This window comes from Pseudomonas sp. H2_D02 (genome assembly GCF_054677635.1).
On record NZ_CP162816.1, the window covers coordinates 2,409,939 to 2,428,805 of the forward strand.

General features: G+C 62.3%; 18 protein-coding genes. 10 read left to right on the forward strand and 8 right to left on the reverse strand.

The window, feature by feature from the left end:
• Positions 1-6 precede the first annotated feature (6 nt).
• A complete protein-coding gene (locus AB4N42_RS11215; RefSeq protein WP_431144735.1) occupies positions 7-897 on the reverse strand; it encodes a DMT family transporter in 891 nt (296 codons plus the stop codon).
• 92 nt (positions 898-989) lie between these two features.
• A complete protein-coding gene (locus AB4N42_RS11220; protein WP_431144737.1) occupies positions 990-1,739 on the reverse strand; it encodes a helix-turn-helix transcriptional regulator in 750 nt (249 codons plus the stop codon).
• Positions 1,740-1,874: 135 nt separating this feature from the next.
• On the opposite strand from AB4N42_RS11220, the gene AB4N42_RS11225 reads away from it, so the two are divergent.
• Positions 1,875-2,693, forward strand: coding sequence for a UDP-2,3-diacylglucosamine diphosphatase (locus AB4N42_RS11225; protein WP_030141125.1), 819 nt, complete (start codon positions 1,875-1,877; stop codon positions 2,691-2,693).
• A 129-nt stretch (positions 2,694-2,822) separates the two neighbouring features.
• Here the strand turns inward: AB4N42_RS11225 and AB4N42_RS11230 are convergent, their stop codons facing one another.
• Positions 2,823-3,407: an HD domain-containing protein gene (locus AB4N42_RS11230; protein WP_258648083.1), complete on the reverse strand. Its 585-nt coding sequence runs from the start codon at positions 3,405-3,407 to the stop codon at positions 2,823-2,825.
• A gap of 11 nt (positions 3,408-3,418) precedes the next feature.
• Positions 3,419-3,730, reverse strand: coding sequence for an Mpo1-like protein (locus tag AB4N42_RS11235; protein ID WP_460116188.1), 312 nt, complete (start codon positions 3,728-3,730; stop codon positions 3,419-3,421).
• 157 nt (positions 3,731-3,887) lie between these two features.
• Between AB4N42_RS11235 and AB4N42_RS11240 the strand changes: the two genes are divergently transcribed.
• On the forward strand, positions 3,888-4,943 hold the full coding sequence (locus tag AB4N42_RS11240) for an AraC family transcriptional regulator (protein ID WP_198797703.1): 1,056 nt from the start codon (positions 3,888-3,890) through the stop codon (positions 4,941-4,943).
• Here AB4N42_RS11240 and AB4N42_RS11245 read toward each other — a convergent pair.
• Complete coding sequence (locus tag AB4N42_RS11245) at positions 4,900-6,354, reverse strand: TrkH family potassium uptake protein (RefSeq protein WP_460116189.1); 1,455 nt, start codon at positions 6,352-6,354, stop codon at positions 4,900-4,902. The genes AB4N42_RS11240 and AB4N42_RS11245 overlap by 44 nt on opposite strands.
• A gap of 155 nt (positions 6,355-6,509) precedes the next feature.
• Between AB4N42_RS11245 and AB4N42_RS11250 the strand changes: the two genes are divergently transcribed.
• Complete coding sequence (locus AB4N42_RS11250) at positions 6,510-7,073, forward strand: NAD(P)H nitroreductase (RefSeq protein WP_258648081.1); 564 nt, start codon at positions 6,510-6,512, stop codon at positions 7,071-7,073.
• A gap of 195 nt (positions 7,074-7,268) precedes the next feature.
• Here AB4N42_RS11250 and AB4N42_RS11255 read toward each other — a convergent pair whose 3' ends face one another.
• The 3 genes from AB4N42_RS11255 to phhA form a co-directional block, all read right to left on the reverse strand.
• The gene (locus AB4N42_RS11255) at positions 7,269-8,462 is read right to left on the reverse strand and encodes an amino acid aminotransferase (protein WP_460116190.1); all 1,194 of its coding nucleotides are present in this window, start codon (positions 8,460-8,462) and stop codon (positions 7,269-7,271) included.
• Positions 8,462-8,818, reverse strand: coding sequence for a 4a-hydroxytetrahydrobiopterin dehydratase (locus AB4N42_RS11260; RefSeq protein WP_030141118.1), 357 nt, complete (start codon positions 8,816-8,818; stop codon positions 8,462-8,464). The genes AB4N42_RS11255 and AB4N42_RS11260 overlap by 1 nt, the downstream gene beginning before the upstream one ends.
• Positions 8,819-8,917: 99 nt before the next feature.
• Positions 8,918-9,703, reverse strand: a complete 786-nt coding sequence (gene phhA / locus AB4N42_RS11265) for a phenylalanine 4-monooxygenase (protein ID WP_460116191.1) — start codon at positions 9,701-9,703, stop codon at positions 8,918-8,920.
• Between the two features lie 406 nt (positions 9,704-10,109).
• On the opposite strand from phhA, the gene AB4N42_RS11270 reads away from it, so the two are divergent.
• The 7 genes from AB4N42_RS11270 to flgK all read left to right on the forward strand — a co-directional run bounded on the left by AB4N42_RS11270 (position 10,110) and on the right by flgK (position 18,863).
• A complete protein-coding gene (locus AB4N42_RS11270; RefSeq protein WP_460116192.1) occupies positions 10,110-11,672 on the forward strand; it encodes a sigma-54-dependent transcriptional regulator in 1,563 nt (520 codons plus the stop codon).
• Between the two features lie 338 nt (positions 11,673-12,010).
• Positions 12,011-12,748 (forward strand): flagellar basal body rod protein FlgF, encoded by a 738-nt coding sequence (locus AB4N42_RS11275; protein WP_003199043.1) that lies wholly within the window; start codon positions 12,011-12,013, stop codon positions 12,746-12,748.
• 49 nt (positions 12,749-12,797) lie between these two features.
• Positions 12,798-13,583 (forward strand): flagellar basal-body rod protein FlgG, encoded by a 786-nt coding sequence (gene flgG, locus AB4N42_RS11280; RefSeq protein WP_030141115.1) that lies wholly within the window; start codon positions 12,798-12,800, stop codon positions 13,581-13,583.
• Between the two features lie 72 nt (positions 13,584-13,655).
• Positions 13,656-14,351 (forward strand): flagellar basal body L-ring protein FlgH, encoded by a 696-nt coding sequence (gene flgH, locus AB4N42_RS11285; RefSeq protein WP_030141114.1) that lies wholly within the window; start codon positions 13,656-13,658, stop codon positions 14,349-14,351.
• Between the two features lie 45 nt (positions 14,352-14,396).
• Positions 14,397-15,467: a flagellar basal body P-ring protein FlgI gene (locus tag AB4N42_RS11290; RefSeq protein ID WP_162488974.1), complete on the forward strand. Its 1,071-nt coding sequence runs from the start codon at positions 14,397-14,399 to the stop codon at positions 15,465-15,467.
• A gap of 14 nt (positions 15,468-15,481) precedes the next feature.
• Entirely contained in the window at positions 15,482-16,786 is a 1,305-nt protein-coding gene (flgJ, locus tag AB4N42_RS11295; protein WP_460116382.1) for a flagellar assembly peptidoglycan hydrolase FlgJ, read from the forward strand.
• 10 nt (positions 16,787-16,796) lie between these two features.
• Positions 16,797-18,863: a flagellar hook-associated protein FlgK gene (flgK, locus tag AB4N42_RS11300; RefSeq protein ID WP_460116193.1), complete on the forward strand. Its 2,067-nt coding sequence runs from the start codon at positions 16,797-16,799 to the stop codon at positions 18,861-18,863.
• Positions 18,864-18,867 lie beyond the last annotated feature (4 nt).

Here is an 18,867-nt window from a genome sequence, read left to right on the forward strand (position 1 = left end):
ACGGGATCAGTGAGACGGCGCCTGGGCACCGGCGCTGGATTTCTTCGTGCCGTCCAGTTGGCTCGACACCGCGATCGCAACGATGATCAGCACGCCACCGAGCAACATGCGCAGCGTCGGGTTTTCATCAAACAGCCACCAGGCGATGGTAATGCCGTAGACCGGCTCCATGGCGAACACCACGGCGGCGGTGCGGGCCTTGATCACCGCCAGGCTGGCGACGAAAAGGCTGTGGGCCAGGCCGGTGCAAAACACACCGAGCAGGCCGATCCACAGCCAGTCGAGGGGGCGAGCGTTGCTCAGTTGCGGCGCAGCCATCGGCAATAGGCAGAGGCCGACCACGACGTTCTGGCACAGCGCGGCCTGCACCGGTGGCACATGGGCGGAGCCGGCGCGATTGGTCAGCGACAACAGTGAGAACAACAGCCCCGAGGCCACCGCCCAGAGCAGGCCTGTGGTAGCGCCGCTGGCCAGGTCGAAGTCCGGCGTCACGAGCACCAGGCCGACGCTCACCAGGACCACCAGGAAGATTTCGTTGGCGCGGATTCGTTCGCGGAAAACCAGCCCTTCGAGCAGCACGGTGAAGGCCGGGAAACTGGCGAATCCCAACGTGGCGATCGCGACGCCGGCGACTTTCACCGAAATGAAGAAACTCACCCAGTGCCCGGTCAACAAGAGGCCGCCCAGCAGCAACAGGCGCAGGTCCCGGCCCCGGAGTTTCTGCCATCGGGTAGGGCTGGCGAATCGGGCAAACGCCGCCAGGGCCAGCACGGCGAATACCGCGCGGCCAAACACGATCACGGCGGGCGAGGCCGCGGCGAGTTTGCCGAAGACGCCGGTCAGGCCGAACATGAGTGCGCCGATGTGCAGGGCGCCGAGGGCGGTACGGGGTGTCATTGCAATCCTTGTTCAACGGTTGGACGTTTGGCTATTAAGCCCGTCGCCAGCCGTTTTTGTCTGTCGCGATCCTAGCGATTTTTAGCGCGAGACTAGCGTGGCCGCCGAAGCTTGCCCGGCGAGACGCCGAATTCGCGCAACACGGCCGCGGCAAAGGCGCTTTGCGAACTGTAGCCAACCCGTTGGGCGATTTCGCCGATCGGCAGGTACGAGTCACGCAGCAACGCCACGGCCTTGTGCAAGCGACGGCTGCGGATGTATTCCATTGGCGTCTGCCCGCATTCGGCGACGAAACGGGCATGCAGGCGAGCACTGGAAAGCCCGGCGACCTGCGCCAGGTCCGCGACTTGCAGCGGGTAGGCGGCATATTGGTCGATGTGGGCGTTGAGTGCGGCATAGGGCAGGCGTCGGCCACCGGTGGTTTCCTGGCGCCCGCCGTTGAGGCTGGCGAGCAACAATACCGCGCCTTGCTGGGCGATCAGCGGGTCGTGCACCGGGCTGCCGGCCAGCCAACTGACCAACTGGCTTTGCCCTGCATCCAGGAGCAGGCGAGTATTGCTGTCGAGCAAGCGACGGCTCGCGTCGGCATGATCGCCCAGGCATTGCCCGACCCACTCATCGTCCGGCACGTCCAGCACCAGGCAGCGGCTGCCCTGTGGACTGCCGCACGCATGATGGGCGCCCGCCGGCACGACCACGAAACTCTGCTGCACCACCTGGCTGCCACGCCCTTCGACTTCGAAGTCCAGCGCGCCGGACAAGCCAAACACCAGTTGCGCGTGGTCGTGGCTGTGGTCAATCAGATCGTGGCTGTAGTGGCGTAGCGTGAGGATCGGTCTCATCGCAGTCTCCCGTCGTTGGCGGTCAGTCTACACCGAGGGCGCGGCGCCTCGCGCTGTCATGCAATCGACTTATTGTTGTCATGGGGCATTAACCGCTGGGGTGCACTGTGGTGAAAACGATCAGAGGGTTGCCCAATGACCAGCGCCGAGCTCGCCAGACCCAGCCGCAAGCAGCGTGTTCGCACCCTGTGGATTTCGGACGTGCACCTGGGCACCCGGGATTGCCAGGCCGAGCACCTGTCGCACTTCCTCAAGGGCTACCACGCCGACAAAATCTACCTGGTGGGCGATATCATCGACGGCTGGAAGCTGCGTGGCGGCATGTATTGGCCCCAGGCCCACACCAACGTCATTCGTCGCTTGCTGACCATGAGCAAGCGCGGCACCGAGGTGATCTATGTCACCGGCAACCATGACGAATTCCTGCGGCGTTATTCGAAACTGATCCTCGGTAATATCCAATTGGTGGACGAGGCGGTGCATGTGACCGCCGACGGTCGGCATCTGCTGGTGATTCATGGCGATCAGTTCGATGTGATTACTCGTTATCACCGTTGGCTGGCGTTCCTTGGGGATTCGGCCTACGAATTCACGCTGACGCTCAACCGCTGGCTCAATCACTGGCGGGCCCGTTATGGCTATGGCTACTGGTCGCTGTCGGCGTACCTCAAGCACAAGGTCAAGACCGCCGTCAGTTTCATCAGCGACTTTGAAGAAGCCATCGCCCATGAATGTGTGAAGCGAGAACTGCATGGCGTGGTGTGCGGGCACATCCACCATGCCGAGATCCGTCAGGTCGGCGAGGTGGAGTATCTCAACTGCGGCGACTGGGTCGAATCCTGCACCGCGCTGATCGAGCATTGGGACGGGACGATCGAGTTGTATCGCCTGGCGGACGCCCAGGCGCGGGAGGCGCTGCTCAAGGCTGAATTGAAAGTGGCTGAGCCTGCCTGAAGACCACATAAGGCCCGTGGCGAGGGAGCTTGCTCCCGCTGGGGTGCGCAGCAGCCCCTTTTTGTGAGCGCTTCGCACTCAAGCGGGAGCAAGCTCCCTCGCCACGGGATTTGCTGCGTCTGCAATAAATCAGGGCTGCTCTGCCATCGCCGCCTTGTAGATCGATTGCTTCGGCGCGGCGAACACCCTTTCCAGCATCGGCTCGAAGAAACTCAGCGGCAGCGTGTCGTACTCGGGATCGAACGCCGCAGCATCGTATTTTGCGCAGAAATCAATGGTGGCCTGGTATTGCGGATGTTCGAGAAACTGCTCGCGCAGATGCCGATCCATGCCCAGGTGATGGAAAAAATAATAGCCCTGGAAAATCCCGTGTTTCTCCACCATCCACAGGTTTTCGGCGCTGACGAACGGCTTGAGGATCGCCGCGGCGATGTCCGGGTGGTTGTAGCTGCCCAGCGTGTCACCGATGTCGTGGAGCAGGGCGCAGACCACGTACGCTTCGTCCCGCCCGTCACGGTAGGCGCGGGTGGCGGTTTGCAGGGAGTGGGTCAGGCGATCCACCGGGAACCCGCCAAAATCGCCGTCGAGTAATTTCAGATGGGCCAGGACCCGCCCCGGCAACTGCCGCGCATAGGCGCTGAAGTCCGCCGCGATGATCGCCCAGTCATCCCGGGTCCCGTCCTGCATGTGGGTGAAGCGCGCATGAGTATCCACCGGCAATCCTCCTAGAACGCCACCTTGCCGAGCAGCATGTCGCGGTACATGACGAAGTCACCGAGCAGGCTGTAGAGGGGATGTTGGAAAGTGGCAGGACGGTTTTTCTCGAAGAAAAAATGCCCGATCCAGGCGAAGCCATAGCCCGCCACTGGCAGGGCGACCCACAGCCACCAGGCGCCAACCACCAGCGCCATGGCGAAAACCAGCAAGACCAGCGAAGTGCCGACGAAGTGCAAGCGTCGGCAGATGCTGTCGCTGTGTTCGCTGAGGTAGTACGGGTAGAACTCGGCGAAGGTGTTGAAGTGTTTGGTGTTTTCCAAGACTGCAGGCTCTTTGGTTTTGTTGTGAACCGATGTTTCAGGGGTATCGGATGTGAGTTTAGAGCGGTCACTCGTAACAGCCAGTGACAATCAGCGCCACTTTAGTATCCTTCGCAAATCCAGCCGTACCCTGCGGCTCGTCATGCAAGTAAACGTCATGAGCGAACGAACCACTTCTTCAAGCTGGGCGATGGGGATTGTCAAGGCGTTGGAAATGGACGGCCTGGACTGTCGGGCGCTGTTCAAGCAACTGGGGCTGGATTTCGCGGCGCTGGACGATCCTGATGCGCGTTTCCCCCAGGACTCGATGACGCGGCTCTGGCAACTGGCGGTGGAGTTGTCGGGCAACCCGGCCATCGGCCTGAACCTGGGCAAGGTGGTGCGCCCGGCATCGTTCCATGTGGTCGGTTACGCGTTGATGTCCAGCCGCACGCTGGCCGAAGGGTTCCAGCGGCTGGTGCGTTATCAGCGGATCATTGCCGAAAGTGCTGACTTGAGCTTCCGTCACTTGGAGGAAGGCTACGGGTTGATCCTGACCGTCCACGGCGATCACCTGCCACCGACCCGGCAAAGCGCCGAAGCGTCGCTGGCCTGCGCGCTGGCCCTGTGCAACTGGCTGACCGGACGGCCCTTGCATCCGGTGAAGGTACTGTTCCAGGGCGCCGAACCCGTTGACATTGCACCTTATCAACGAGCCTTCGGTGCGCCGTTGGTGTTCGATGCTTCCTGCGACGCGCTGATTTTCCAGCAAGGCGACATGGAGGCGCCGTTGCCCACCGCCAACGAGGCCATGGCGCTGCTCCATGACCGGTTTGCGGGGGAGTACCTGGCGCGGTTCTCCGGCAGTCGCGTGACTCACCAGGCGCGCCAAGTGCTGTGTCGGCTGCTTCCCCAGGGCGAGCCCAAGCGTGACGTGGTGGCGCAGACGCTGCACCTGTCGCAACGCACCTTGCAGCGGCGCTTGCAGGAAGAGGGCACCAGTTTCCAGAGTCTGCTGGACGACACCCGACGTGAGCTGGCCGAGCAATACCTGGCGCAGCCGAGCATGACCCTGCTGGAAATTGCTTATCTGTTGGGGTTTGCCGACCCGAGCAACTTTTTCCGGGCCTTCCGTCGTTGGTTCGGTACCACGCCTGGCGACTATCGGGCGCGGGGCGTGGCCAAGCCGGTCAGTGACGCCAGAACGCCGGAATACACAGCACGAACACCGTAATGATCTCCAATCGGCCCAGCAGCATGCCAGCCGAGAGAATCCATTTGGCCGCGTCCGGCAGCGGGGCAAAGTTGCCGGCCGGGCCGATGGTCTCGCCGAGCCCCGGGCCGACGCCGGACACCGTGCTCGCCGCGCCGGTCAACGCCGTCATCCATTCCACGCCCAACAGGGACAGCAGCAGGGCGATCACGCAAATGGTGATGGCGAAGAAGAACGAGAAGGTCAGGATCGAGCGCACGATTTCTTCGTCGAGGCGATGGCCGTTGTACTTCTGCTTGATCACCGCACGCGGGTGAATCAGTTGATTAAGGTTGGCCCGGAGCAGGATATAGGCAACCTGGAAACGGAAAATCTTGATCCCGCCGGCGGTCGAGCCCGAGCAGCCGCCGACGAATCCCAGGTAGAAGAACAGCATCAGCGAGAAATTGCCCCACAGGCTGTAGTCCCCCAGGGCGAAACCGGTGGTGGTGACGATGGAGGTCACGTTCAGCGCCACGTGTCGCAGCGCGTCGAGCCAATGCAGGTCGGTGGTCGCCCAATACCAGGTGCCAAGCACCAGCCAAGTGACCAGCAGCACGCCGATCAGGCCTTGGACTTGCTGGTCCTTGATCAGCGCCCGGCGATTGCCTCGCAGCATCGAAACGTACAAGGCGAACGGCAGGCTGCCGAGGATCATGATGACGATCGTGACCCAATGCACCGCTGGCTGGGTCCATTTGGCCAGCGACAGGTCCGAGGTCGAGAAACCACCGGTGGAAATCGCCGACATCGAATGGTTGATCGCATCGAACAGGCTCATCCCGGCCCACCAGAGCGCCAGCGTGCCGAGGATGGTGATGCCCACGTAGGACGCCACGATCAGCCGCGCCACCATGTGCGAGCGCGGCATGACCTTTTCCGAGCGGTCGGAAGATTCGGTCTGGAACAGCCGCATGCCACCGATGCGCAACAGCGGCAGGATCGCCACGGCCATGCCAATAAAGCCGATACCGCCGAGCCAGTGCAGCAACGAGCGCCACATCAGGATGCCTGGCGACATCGTGTCCAGGCCGCTCAACACCGTCGCCCCGGTGGCGGTGATCCCCGACATGCTTTCGAAGAATGAATCCGTGTAACTGATGTGTTGGGTCAGCAAAAAGGGCAGCGCGGCAAAGACACACACCACCAGCCAACTGCTGACCGTCAGCAGGTACATGTCCCGGGGACGCAGGTGCACGTGTTCCGGACGTCCGGGAAGAATCAGGGCCAGGCCGGCGACAAAGGTGATCATGCTCGACCAGAGGAACGAGGGCAGGTCGCTGGTGCGTTCGAAGACCAGCAGCGTCGCCATCGGCACGACCATGAAGATCGCCAGGGTGATCAGGAAGATGCCGATGATGAAACCAATGATCCGCAGGGTCGGCAACGCCATGAAGTCCGCTCGGGCTGAAGAGGAAAGGGCGCCATTCTACCTGCGACAGGTGGCATGTAAACCGGCGTCCTACTTCGCTTGTAACTGAATTTGAACTAACGAACTGGTCGCACAAGCCTCTAGAATAGCCGAACAATTTTTCCAGGAGGTGGCCGATGCAGGCTCTCGACGCTTTGCTCAACCGTGTTTCCGTCCCGCGCCTGGTGGACCCGGCGCCCACGCCGGAGCAGCGCGAAGTGATGTTCGCCGCCGCGATGCGCGCACCCGACCATGGTCAGTTGCGGCCATGGCGTTTCCTGACGGTCGAAGGGCAGGCGCGCCATCGCATGGGGGAACTGCTGGCCGAAGCTGCACGCTTCAATGATCCGCTGGTGGCCGAAGCCGTGGTGGAAAAGGCGCTTAACGGCCCACTGCGCGCGCCTCTGGTCGTGGTAGTGATCGCCCGCCTGCAGGACCATTTCAAGATTCCGAAATCCGAGCAGCTGCTGGCGGCCGGCTGCGCGGCCCATGGCATCCTCCTGGCGGCTTATGCCCAGGGAGTCGGCGGAGTCTGGCGCACGGGCGAACTGGCTTACTCGCCGCATGTGGCCAGGGGACTGGGGCTTGAAGAAGGCGAAGAAGTGATTGGTTTCCTCTACCTCGGCACCCCGCAGAAAGAAGCGCGCACGGCGCCGCAAGAAGATATCGGGCAGTTTGTCCGGGAGTGGACAGGCCTGTAAATCTAATGAGTGGCGCGGTTTCTGTAGTGAAGAGAATTTCTGTGGCGAGGGGATTTATCCCCGCTGGGCTGCGTAGCAGCCCCAACGCTTTTGAATGGATGCGATCTGACACTCCGAGGCGTCGGCCTCAAGGGCTGCTGCGCAGCCCAGCGGGGATAAATCCCCTCGCCACAAAAGGTATGTAGCCACTATTGCTTACTTGCAAACATCCGCAATCGCCACCGCCAGCGCGTCCAGGCGCGTCGCATCGATGCCGGCGACGTTGGCCCGGCCGGTGCCGACCATATAGACGCTGTGGCGCTCGCGCAGCTGCTTCACCTGCCCCGGTGTCAGGCCGGTGTAGGAAAACATCCCGCGTTGCACGCCGATATGGGCAAAGCGCTCACGCAAGCCATGGGGTTCGAGCGCTTCCAGCAGGCCGCTGCGCAGTTGCGCGATGCGCAGGCGCATGGCTTCCACTTCGTCGGCCCATAACCCCTTGAGTTCCGGATTGCCGAGGATTGTCGCCACCACCGCCGCGCCATGATCCGGCGGCGTCGACCACAGGTTGCGGGCGATGTTGGCCAGCTGGCTGCGAATGTCCACCAGCTTTTCGGCATCGCGGGCGCAGACAATCAGCGCACCGGTGCGGTCACGGTACAGGCCGAAGTTTTTCGAGCAGGAGCTGGTGACCAGCACTTCGGGCAACGCTTCGGCAAACAACCGCACGGCCCAGGCATCCTGCTCCAGCCCATCGCCAAAGCCTTGGTAGGCGAAGTCGATCAATGGCAGCAGGTCGCGGTTGCGCACCACGTCCAGCACTTGGCGCCATTGGTCATGGGACAGGTCGAAGCCGGTCGGGTTGTGGCAGCAGGCGTGCAGCAGCACCACGTCGCCCTTCGGCACCTGGCCCAGGGTCGCCAGCATGGCCTCGAAATCCAGGCGATTGTCAGCGCCCACGTAAGGGTAATGACTGGCCTTGACCCCCGCAGTGGCGAAGATGGTTTCGTGGATCGGCCAGGTCGGGTTGCTCAACCAGACGCCACGGCCCGGCAGGCAATGGGCAATGAAGTCGGCGCTCAAGCGCAGGGCGCCGGTGCCGCCCGGGGTCTGGGTGGCACCGGCGCGCTGCTCGGCGATCAGCGGTGAGTCTGCCCCCAGGACCAGTGCGTTGATCAACTGGCCGAACGCGGCGTCGCCATGACCACCGATGTAAGTCTTGGTGACCTGGCGATCCACCAGTCGCTGCTCGGCCTGTTTCACCGACTGCAGAATTGGCGTCAGGCCCTGGGCATCCTTGTAGACGCCTACGCCCAGGTCGAACTTGCCGGGATTGCTGTCCGCCCCGTAGGCCTCCATCAGGCCGAGGATCGGGTCGCCGGGCACCCGGCCGATGGCATCGAAATGCATTACTTGCGGCCCTCGGCGGTCTTGGCCACTTCGTCGGTGCGAGCGGCCATGATGAAGTCGTTGCGGTGCAGGCCCTTGATGGAGTGGCTCCACCAGGTGACGGTGACTTTGCCCCACTCGGTAAGCAGGCCTGGGTGATGCCCCTCGGCCTCGGAGATCTCACCGACCGCATTGGTGAACGCCAGGGCGTGCTTGAAATTCTTGAACAGGAAAACTTTCTCCAATTGCATCACGCCGTCGCGCACTTCGATGTTCCAGTCCGGAATCTGCTTGATCAGTACCGGCAGTTCTTCGTCGCTGACCTGTGGGGCGTCGGCGCGGCAGGCTTCGCAATGGGCTTGGTTCAGAGTGTTCATGGTGTGTTCCCGGATCGAATATTTGGAAAACGTCGATGCACCCACGCTAAAGCAAAGCCGTGTCGTGCAACAGACTCAATTGAGATCAAAAATGGCGGTTCACGCCGCTTTCGGTGGAAATTTCGGCGCGTGCAGGCCCAGTTCCCGGCCGCGCTTGACCATTCCCATGATGTCTTCGTGGGCCAGGTCGAACAGGCGCTTGAGCTCGGGCAGCACGAAGTACACGGGTTGCAGGATGTCGATGCGGTAAGGCGTGCGCATGGCTTCCAGCGGATCGAAGGCCTGGTGCTCCGGCTCGTCCGACAGGCAGTACACGGTTTCCTTGGGCGAGGACAGGATGCCGCCGCCGTAGATACGTCGACCCTGCGGGGTCTCGACCAGGCCGAACTCGATGGTCATCCAATACAGGCGAGCGAGATAGACGCGTTCTTCCTTGGATGCCTGTAGGCCGAGTTTGCCGTAGGTGTGGGTAAATTCAGCGAACCAGGGGTTGGTCAACAGCGGGCAATGGCCAAAGATCTCGTGGAAGATGTCCGGCTCTTGCAGGTAATCCAGTTCTTCACGGGTGCGAATAAACGTCGCGACCGGAAACTGCTTGCTGGCGAGCAACTCGAAAAACGTCTGGAAGGGGATCAGCGCCGGCACCCGGGCAACCTGCCAGCCGGTGGTTTCGCCGAGGACTTTGTTGATTTCCCCCAACTGCGGAATGCGGTCGTGGGGCAGGCCCAGCTTGTCGATGCCGTCCAGGTATTCCTGGCACGCACGGCCCTCGAGGACTTTGAGCTGGCGGGTGATCAGCGTGTTCCACACCGCATGTTCTTCAGCGGTGTAGTGGATAAAACCTTGCGCATCGGGCTCGCGGGCCACGTACTGCGTCTGCTTCATGCTGCTCTCCTGCTGATTTCCCTCAGGGGGATGACTTGTTTGTTGTTATGTCCAGCGATGCATTAGAGATAACCCGAAGCAGCGGTGTTCGCAGCAGACTCTTCTGAGGATCGGCGGCGCGCGAGAGCTTATATCGTAAAGTTTTCGTTACGTTTCTCGGTGGGTCACGCCGTTTAGGGCATTTTCGCTTGGGAAACTTCCTATAACTGTCACATAATCTTGACGACTATTTGCGTCGCCACGTCGAAAACCTCTGTGGCGAGGGAGCTTGCTCCCGCTGGGGCGCGGAGCGGCCCTGTTTTTTAGGGGGGCTGCTGTGCCCGAGGCGTCGGACCGGCCCAGCGGGAGCAAGCTCCCTCGCCACAATGAATTCAACAAACCTTACGTGAACAGCATCGGGCCTCTTATGCGCATCAAAGTCCATTGCCAGAACCGCATCGGCATCCTGCGGGACATCCTCAACCTGCTGGTGGAATACGGCATCAACGTCGCCCGGGGTGAAGTGGGGGGCGAGCATGGCAACGCGATCTACCTGCACTGCCCGAACCTGATCAACATCCAGTTCCAGGCGTTGCGTCCGAAATTCGAAGGCATTGCCGGGGTATTCGGCGTCAAGCGCGTAGGCCTGATGCCCAGCGAGCGTCGGCATATGGAACTTAACGCCTTGCTCGGCGCCCTTGAGTTCCCTGTGTTGTCCATTGACATGGGCGGCTCCATCGTCGCGGCCAACCGGGCGGCGGCGCAGTTGCTCGGGGTGCGTGTGGACGAGGTGCCGGGAATCCCGTTGTCCCGCTACGCCGAGGATTTCGACCTGCCGGAGCTGGTGCGCGCCAACCAGTCGCGGATCAACGGGTTGCGGGTCAAGGTCAAGGGCGACGTGTTCCTGGCCGACATCGCACCGCTGCAATCGGAGCACGACGACAGCGAGGCCATGGCCGGCGCGGTGTTGACCTTGCACCGCGCTGATCGGGTGGGCGAACGCATCTATAACGTGCGCAAGCAGGAACTGCGCGGCTTCGACAGTATTTTCCAGAGCTCGAAGGTGATGGCAGCGGTGGTCCGGGAAGCCCGGCGCATGGCGCCGCTGGACGCGCCACTGTTGATCGAAGGTGAAACCGGCACGGGCAAGGAATTGCTCGCCCGCGCCTGTCACCTGGCGAGCCCGCGCGGGCAGTCGCCATTAATGGCGCTCAACTGCGCCGGGTTACCCGAGTCCATGGCTGAGACCGAGCTGTTCGGCTACGGCCCCGGCGCCTTCGAAGGGGCCCGGGCCGAAGGCAAGCTCGGGCTGCTGGAACTGACGGCGGGCGGCACGCTGTTTCTCGACGGGGTCGGGGAAATGAGCCCGCGTCTGCAGGTGAAACTGCTGCGCTTCCTGCAGGACGGATGCTTCCGCCGCGTAGGCAGCGATGAAGAGGTGTACCTGGATGTCAGGGTGATCTGCGCGACCCAGGTCGATTTGTCCGAGCTCTGTGCCCGAGGCGAATTCCGCCAGGACTTGTACCATCGCCTGAATGTGCTTTCCCTGCACATTCCACCGCTGCGCGAATGCCTCGACGGGCTGGCCCCGCTGGTCGAGCATTTTCTCGACCAGGCCAGTCGCCAGATCGGCTGTGCACTGCCCAGGCTGGCCCCGGCGGCCATGGACCGCCTCAGCCACTACCATTGGCCGGGTAACGTCCGGCAATTGGAAAACGTGCTGTTCCAGGCGGTTTCCCTGTGCGATGGCGGGAAGGTGAAAGCCGAGCACATCCGCCTGCCGGATTACGGCGTGCGTCAGCCCCTTGGCGATTTTTCCCTTGAGGGTGGCTTGGACGAGATCGTTGGGCGTTTCGAGAAAGCGGTGCTGGAACGTTTGTATTCCGAGCATCCGAGCAGTCGGCAACTGGGCAAGCGGCTGGGGGTTTCCCATACGACCATTGCCAATAAGTTGCGGGAGTATGAGGTGGGCAAAGAATCCGGCGCGTGAAGATAGGCGTTCCGTGGCGAGGGAGCTTGCTCCCGCTCGGCTGCGCAGCAATCGCCAAAAGTATGGGGCTGCTACGCCCGAGGCGTCGGACTGGCCCAGCGGGAGCAAGCTCCCTCGCCACAGGGTGGGCCAGTTGAGTAGCTTCGGCGGACACTTGCCGCAACCGGCATGACACCGCCGGTTTTTCGTCTTCGATACGTTTCCATGATTCCTTCCAATCCACCCAAGTCCTTTGTTTATCGGGCCCATCCGCGCCAGAAAAAAGTTGGTCTGCAATTTGCTTAAGGCTGTGCAACACAGCAGTGGGCGGCAAACGTCCGGCATGCAGAGGAACGACAGTGGACAAGTACCTTTATGTGGCAATGACCGGCGCCAGCCAGAACGCACTGGCGCAACGGGCCCATGCCAACAACCTGGCGAACATTTCCACCAACGGTTTTCAGAAAGACCTGGAGCAGGCACGTTCGATGCCGGTGTTCGGCGACAGCTTTCCGGCGCGGGCGTTTGCCATGTCCGAGCGTCCCGCCACCGATTTCACTCCGGGTGCGCTGGTTGAAACCGGTCGCGACCTGGACGTGGCGGTCAGCGGGCCGGGCTGGATGGCCGTGCAGAACCCCGACGGCGGTGAAAGCTACGTGCGCACCGGCAGCCTCAACGTTGACGCCCTGGGCGTGCTGCGGGCCGGCAACGGCATGCCGGTGATGGGCAATGGCGGGCCGATCGCCGTGCCGCCGGAGCAGAAAATCGAAATCGGCCAGGACGGCACCATCAGCATCCGCGCCATGGGCGAAGGCCCGCGTGTGATGGCTGAAGTGGACCGCATCAAGCTGGTCAACCCTGACCTGAAGAATATGACCAAGGGCCTGGACGGTTCGATCCGCACCAAGGACGGCCAACCGGCGCCCATCGATGCCAACGTGCAGTTGGTGTCTGGGTTCCAGGAAGCGAGCAACGTCAACGCCGTGGATGAGATGACTTCGGTGCTGGCCCTGGCCAAGCAATTCGAGCTCCACGTCAAGATGATGAACACCGCCAAAGAAGGCGATGAGGCCATGGCTCGGGTCTTGCAGATCTAATCATTAATTACAGCGCTGCGCCGAAAAACAGGCGTACGAGGAGAATCGAATGCTTCCGGCTCTTTGGGTTGCCAAAACAGGTCTGTCCGCCCAGGACACCAACCTGACCACCATTTCCAACAACTTGGCGAACGTCTCGACCACGGGTTTCAAACGTGATCGCGCCGAGTTCCAGGACCTGCTTTATCAAGTAAAACGCCAGCCTGGCGCCCAGTCGACCCAGGACAGCGAATTGCCGTCGGGTCTGCAAGTGGGTACCGGTGTGCGCATCGTCGGCACCCAGAAAAACTTCAACGCCGGCAGCCTGCAAACCACCGAGCAGCCGCTGGACATGGCCATCGACGGTCGCGGTTTCTTCCAGATCCTGCAGCCGGACGGCACCACGTCCTATACCCGTGACGGTACCTTCCACCTCGATTCCAATGGTCAGATCGTCAACGCCAGTGGTTTCGCCCTGGAGCCGGCCATCATCATCCCGAACGATGCCCAGACCTTCACCGTGGGTCGCGACGGCACCGTGTCCATCACCGTGGCGGGCAACCCGGCCTCCCAAGTGATCGGCAACCTGCAGACCGCCGACTTCATCAACCCGGCCGGCCTACAAGCGGTGGGCAACAACCTGTTCCTGGAAACCGCCGCCAGTGGCGCGCCGCAAATCGGCACGCCTGGCCTGAACGGTTTCGGCACCACGCTGCAGAACACCCTGGAAACATCGAACGTGAGCACGGTCGAGGAGATGGTCAACATGATCACCACCCAGCGCGCCTACGAGATGAACTCCAAGGTGATCTCCACCGCCGACCAGATGCTCTCGTTCGTCACGCAGAACCTGTAATCGCGTCGCAACATTCGTCATTACGTAGACAGGGCGGCCCCAGGGTCGCCTGCAACACCAAGAGGTAGGGTCATGAATCGCTTCGTATCTGTTCTGGCATTGAGTGGGATCACCGCACTGGCGGGCTGTGTCGCGCCAACGCCAAGGCCCAATGACCCGTACTACGCTCCGGTGTTGCCGCGCACACCGTTGCCGGCGGCGGCCAACAACGGTTCGATCTACCAGGCCGGTTTCGAGCAGAACCTGTACAGCGACCGCAAGGCTTTCCGGGTCGGTGACATCATCACCATCACCCTGAACGAGCGGACCCAGGCCAGCAAGAACGCCAACTCACAAATGGACAAGACCAGCCAGACCAGTGTCGGCCTGACGTCGCTGTTCGGTTCGGGCTTGACCACCAACAACCCGATCGGCAGCAACGACCTGAGCCTCAACGCCGGCTACGGTGCCGACCGCGCCACCAAGGGCGACAGCAAGTCGGGCCAGAGCAACAGCCTGACCGGTTCGATCACCGTGACCGTCGCCGATGTGCTGCCCAACGGCATCATCGTTGTGCGAGGCGAGAAGTGGCTGACGCTCAACACCGGTGACGAACTGGTGCGCATCGCCGGCATGGTCCGGGCCGATGACATCGCCACCGATAACACCGTTTCGTCCACTCGCGTGGCCGATGCGCGCATCACCTATTCGGGCACTGGTGCCTTTGCCGATGCGAGTCAGCCAGGTTGGTTCGACCGTTTCTTCCTCAGCCCGAAGTTCCCTTTCTAGGTGATCAAGTTGAATCTTAAGCAGCTGTTGATCGGTGCCCTGGTGATGTCGGCAGCCTTCACCGCTCAAGCCGAGCGCCTGAAGGACATCGCCAGTATTTCCGGCGTGCGTTCCAACCAATTGATCGGCTACGGCCTGGTCGTGGGCCTCAACGGTACCGGCGACCAGACCACCCAGACCCCGTTCACCCTGCAGACCTTCAACAACATGTTGTCGCAGTTCGGCATCAAGGTGCCGGCCGGCTCCGGCAACGTGCAGTTGAAGAACGTCGCGGCGGTGTCGGTCAGTGCCGATCTGCCGGCGTTCGCCAAGCCCGGCCAGCAAGTGGACATCACCGTGTCGTCCATCGGTAACTCCAAGAGCCTGCGTGGCGGCACCTTGTTGCTGACCCCGCTCAAGGGTATCGACGGCAACGTCTACGCCATCGCCCAGGGCAACCTGGTGGTGGGCGGTTTCGACGCCGAGGGCCGCGACGGTTCGAAGATTACCGTCAACGTTCCGTCGGCGGGTCGCATCCCTGGCGGTGCATCGGTTGAGCGTGCGGTGCCGAGTGGTTTCAACCAGGGCAACAGCCTGACCTTGAACCTCAACCGTTCCGACTTCACCACCGCCAAGCGCATCGTCGACAAGATCAACGACATGCTCGGCCCAGGCGTGGCCCAGGCCATCGACGGCGGCTCGATTCGCGTCACCGCGCCACTGGATCCGAGCCAGCGTGTCGACTACTTGTCGATCCTGGAAAACCTCGAAGTCGATCCGGGCCAGGCGGTGGCGAAAGTCATCATCAACTCGCGCACCGGCACCATCGTGATCGGCCAGAACGTCAAGGTTTCGCCAGCCGCCGTGACTCACGGCAGCCTGACCGTGACCATCACCGAAGACCCGATCGTCAGCCAGCCGGGCCCGTTGTCCAACGGCCAGACCGCCGTGGTCCCGCGTTCGCGGGTCAATGCCGAGCAGGAAGCCAAGCCGATGTTCAAGTTCGGCCCGGGCACCACCCTGGATGAGATCGTCCGGGCGGTGAACCAGGTCGGCGCGGCACCGGGCGACCTGATGGCGATCCTTGAAGCCTTGAAGCAGGCCGGCGCGTTGCAAGCCGACCTGATCGTGATTTAAGGAACGCGGCCATGGTGGATATGCGCAAAGGCGCCTTGGTCAGCGGGGATTCGGGTTCCTACTCGGACTTGAATCGCCTCAACCAGCTCAAGGTTGGCGACAAGAACAGCGACGGCAACCTGCGCAAAGTGGCGCAGGAATTCGAGTCGCTGTTCCTCGGCGAAATGCTCAAGTCCATGCGTTCGGCCACCGAGGCCCTGGGCAAGGACAATCCGATGAATACGCCGGAAGCCAAGCAGTACCAGGAAATGTACGACCAGCAGTTGGCCGTTTCCATGTCCCGCGAGGGCGGTGGTATCGGCCTTGCTGATGTGTTGCTGCGCCAGATGTCCAAGAACAAACCGTTGGCGCCCGGCGAAGCGGCCACACTGTCGGCGGCCAAGCAGCAGGAAGCGCTGGACAAGGCCACCAAGGCTGCGGTGCCCACGCCTGTGGCGGCTGGAACGCTGCCCGAAGGGCCTTTGTCGCGCAGCAACGGCCAGCGTCCGCTCTGGGCCTCGCGCGCCGTGAGCACGCCGCACGGGGCGGGCGAGGGCGAGCACCGCAACGACATGGAATTGCTCAACCAGCGCCGCCTGGCCTTACCGCCGAAATTGGCGGATCGCCTGCTCGCCGGCCTGGTGCCTTCGGCGTCGACTCATCTCGACGCCCCGGCGCAAAACCTCTTGCCAGACCGCGCTGTCGCTGCCGTGAAGCCTGCCACTGGCGAACTGGCCAACGGCGATTGGCTGGCCGCGCTCAAGGCTGCCGAGCCGAAAGGCGACATGCAGGTCTATGGCCGCGCCGTGGCCCAGCCGCCCCTGGCACCGGCCCGCAAGGCCTTCCGCGATGCCGACGAATTCGTCAACGCCATGCTGCCAATGGCCAAGGAAGCTGCCGACCGTATCGGCCTCGACCCACGCTACCTGGTGGCCCAGGCCGCCCTGGAAACCGGTTGGGGCAAATCGGTCATGCGCCAGCCCGATGGCAGCAGCAGCCACAACCTGTTCGGCATCAAGGCCAGCAAGAACTGGACGGGCGATTCGGCGCGGGCGATCACCAGCGAATTCCGCAATGGCGAGATGGTCAAGGAGACGGCCGAGTTCCGTTCCTACGCCTCGTATCGCGACAGCTTCCACGACTTGGTCAACCTGCTGCAAAGCAACAATCGCTATCAAGCTGTGCTCAAGTCTGCCGATAACCCGGAACAGTTTGTACGCGAGTTGCAGAAGGCCGGTTACGCCACCGACCCGAACTACGCCAGCAAGATTTCGAACATAGCCCGGCAGATGACGAGTTACCAAAACTACGCCTCGGCCGGTGCCACCACGACTTTATAAGGTCTGAACCATGAGTTTGCTCAATATCGGGATGTCGGGTCTGTCCGCAAGCCAGACCGCACTGGTGACCACGGGTAACAACATCGCCAACGTCGATACCGCTGGGTATTCGCGTCAGCAGACCGTGCAGACCACCAAGGCGTCGAACCAGTACGGCAACGTGTTCATCGGCTCCGGCACGACCCTGGCGGATGTGCGCCGGGTCTATAACTCGTACCTTGAAGCACAACTGAAGACCACCACCTCGCTCAACAGCGATGCGGCGGCCTACCAAGGTCAGATCACCCCGCTCGATTCCCTGCTGTCGGACAGCGGCACCGGCCTCAACGGCGCGCTGACCAAATTCTTCGCCTCGGTGCAGAACGTCAACGCCAAGCCGGGCGACGACGCGTCCCGCCAGTTGCTGCTCAGCGATGCCCAGGCCCTGAGCAACCGTTTCAACTCGGTTGCCAGCCAGTTGACGGAGCAGAGCCAGAACATCAACGGCAACCTGTCGAACATGGTCGAGCAGATCAACAATCTGGCCACCACCGTCGCCCAGTTGAACAAGAAAATCGCCGAAGTCTCCAACGCCGGCGGCGCGCCGAACGACCTGCTCGATGCCCGCAGCGAGACCATTCGCCAACTGTCGACGTTCACCGGCACTCAGGTGGTCGAGAACGGCAGCAGCCTGGACATCTACCTGGGTTCCGGCCAGCCACTGGTGATGGGCAACATCACCAACAAACTCGAAGCGGTGCCGGACAAGAACGATCCCGGCCGCATCGGCATCCAGCTCAACAGCGGCTCCAGTGTCATGGACATCACTCAGGTCATGACCGGCGGTGAGATCGGCGGCCTGATGCGCTACCGCACCACCGTGCTCGATCCGGCCATGAACGAGCTGGGCCGCGTGGCACTGGTTGTCGCCGACCAGATGAACAGCATCCAGGCCTCGGGCATCGACAAGAACGGTGCGTTTGGTTCCAACCTGTTCAGCAGCATCAACAGCGCCGCCCAGATGAGCCAGCGCAGCGTCGCCTCGCTGGGCAACAGCGCCGGGTCCGGCAACTTCAACGTGTCCATCGAAGACACCGGCAAGTTGACCACCAACGACTACAAGATCACCTTCACCAGCGCCACCGACTACACCGTACAGCGCTTGCCGGATAACACCTCGATGGGGGCGTTCAACACCGCCACCACGCCGGCACCAGTGGTCGATGGCTTCTCGCTGACCTTCGCCAGCGGCACCGCGGCTGCCGGCGACTCGTTCAAGATCACCCCGACCCGCAACGCGGCGGGCAGCATCAAGACCGAGATGACCGACTCCAAGCGGCTGGCGATTGCCGCCCCGCTGGGCGCCGCCATCACGCCGGGCGGCAGCGGCACGCTGACCATTCCGGCCAGTGGCCAGCCGACCATGACCACGAAGTTGGATATCTACGACGAAGCCACCACCAGCATCATCCAGAACGGCATCAAGACTTCGATGCCGGTCAAGGTGGTGTTCGGCGCGACGTCGGCCGGTGGCACCAGCCAGGCTTACCAGTTGCTCGATGCCAAGGGTGGCCTGATCAGCAGCGGCACGATCAAGCCTGGGCAGAGCAACACCCTGAGCCTGAGCGTTCCGCTCAAGGACGCCACCGGCGCCCCGATCATGGATTCGTCCGTACCGCCGGTGCAGCGTACCGTCACGTTCGATATGTCGATTGCCGGCGCGCCATCCGACGGTGCCGGCATCGATATAAGCCTCAGCCAGCCCGGCAGCCTGGACAACCGTAACGGTACCGCGCTCGCCGGCTTGCAGACCGCCAAGACCGTGGACACCGGTTCGGCCAGCAAAGGCATTTCCCTGAACGATGCCTACGGCAAGCTGGTGGAAGGCGTCGGTGCCAAGGCTGCCCAAGGCAAGCTGGACAGCGCCGCCACCGGCGCGATCCTGGACAACGCCAAGAATGCCCGTGACTCGCTGTCCGGCGTCGACCTCGATGAAGAAACCGGCAACCTGGTCAAGTTCCAGCAGTACTACACCGCGTCTTCGCAGATCATCAAGGCTGCGCAGGAAATTTTCAGCACATTGATCAACAGTCTTTAAGGAG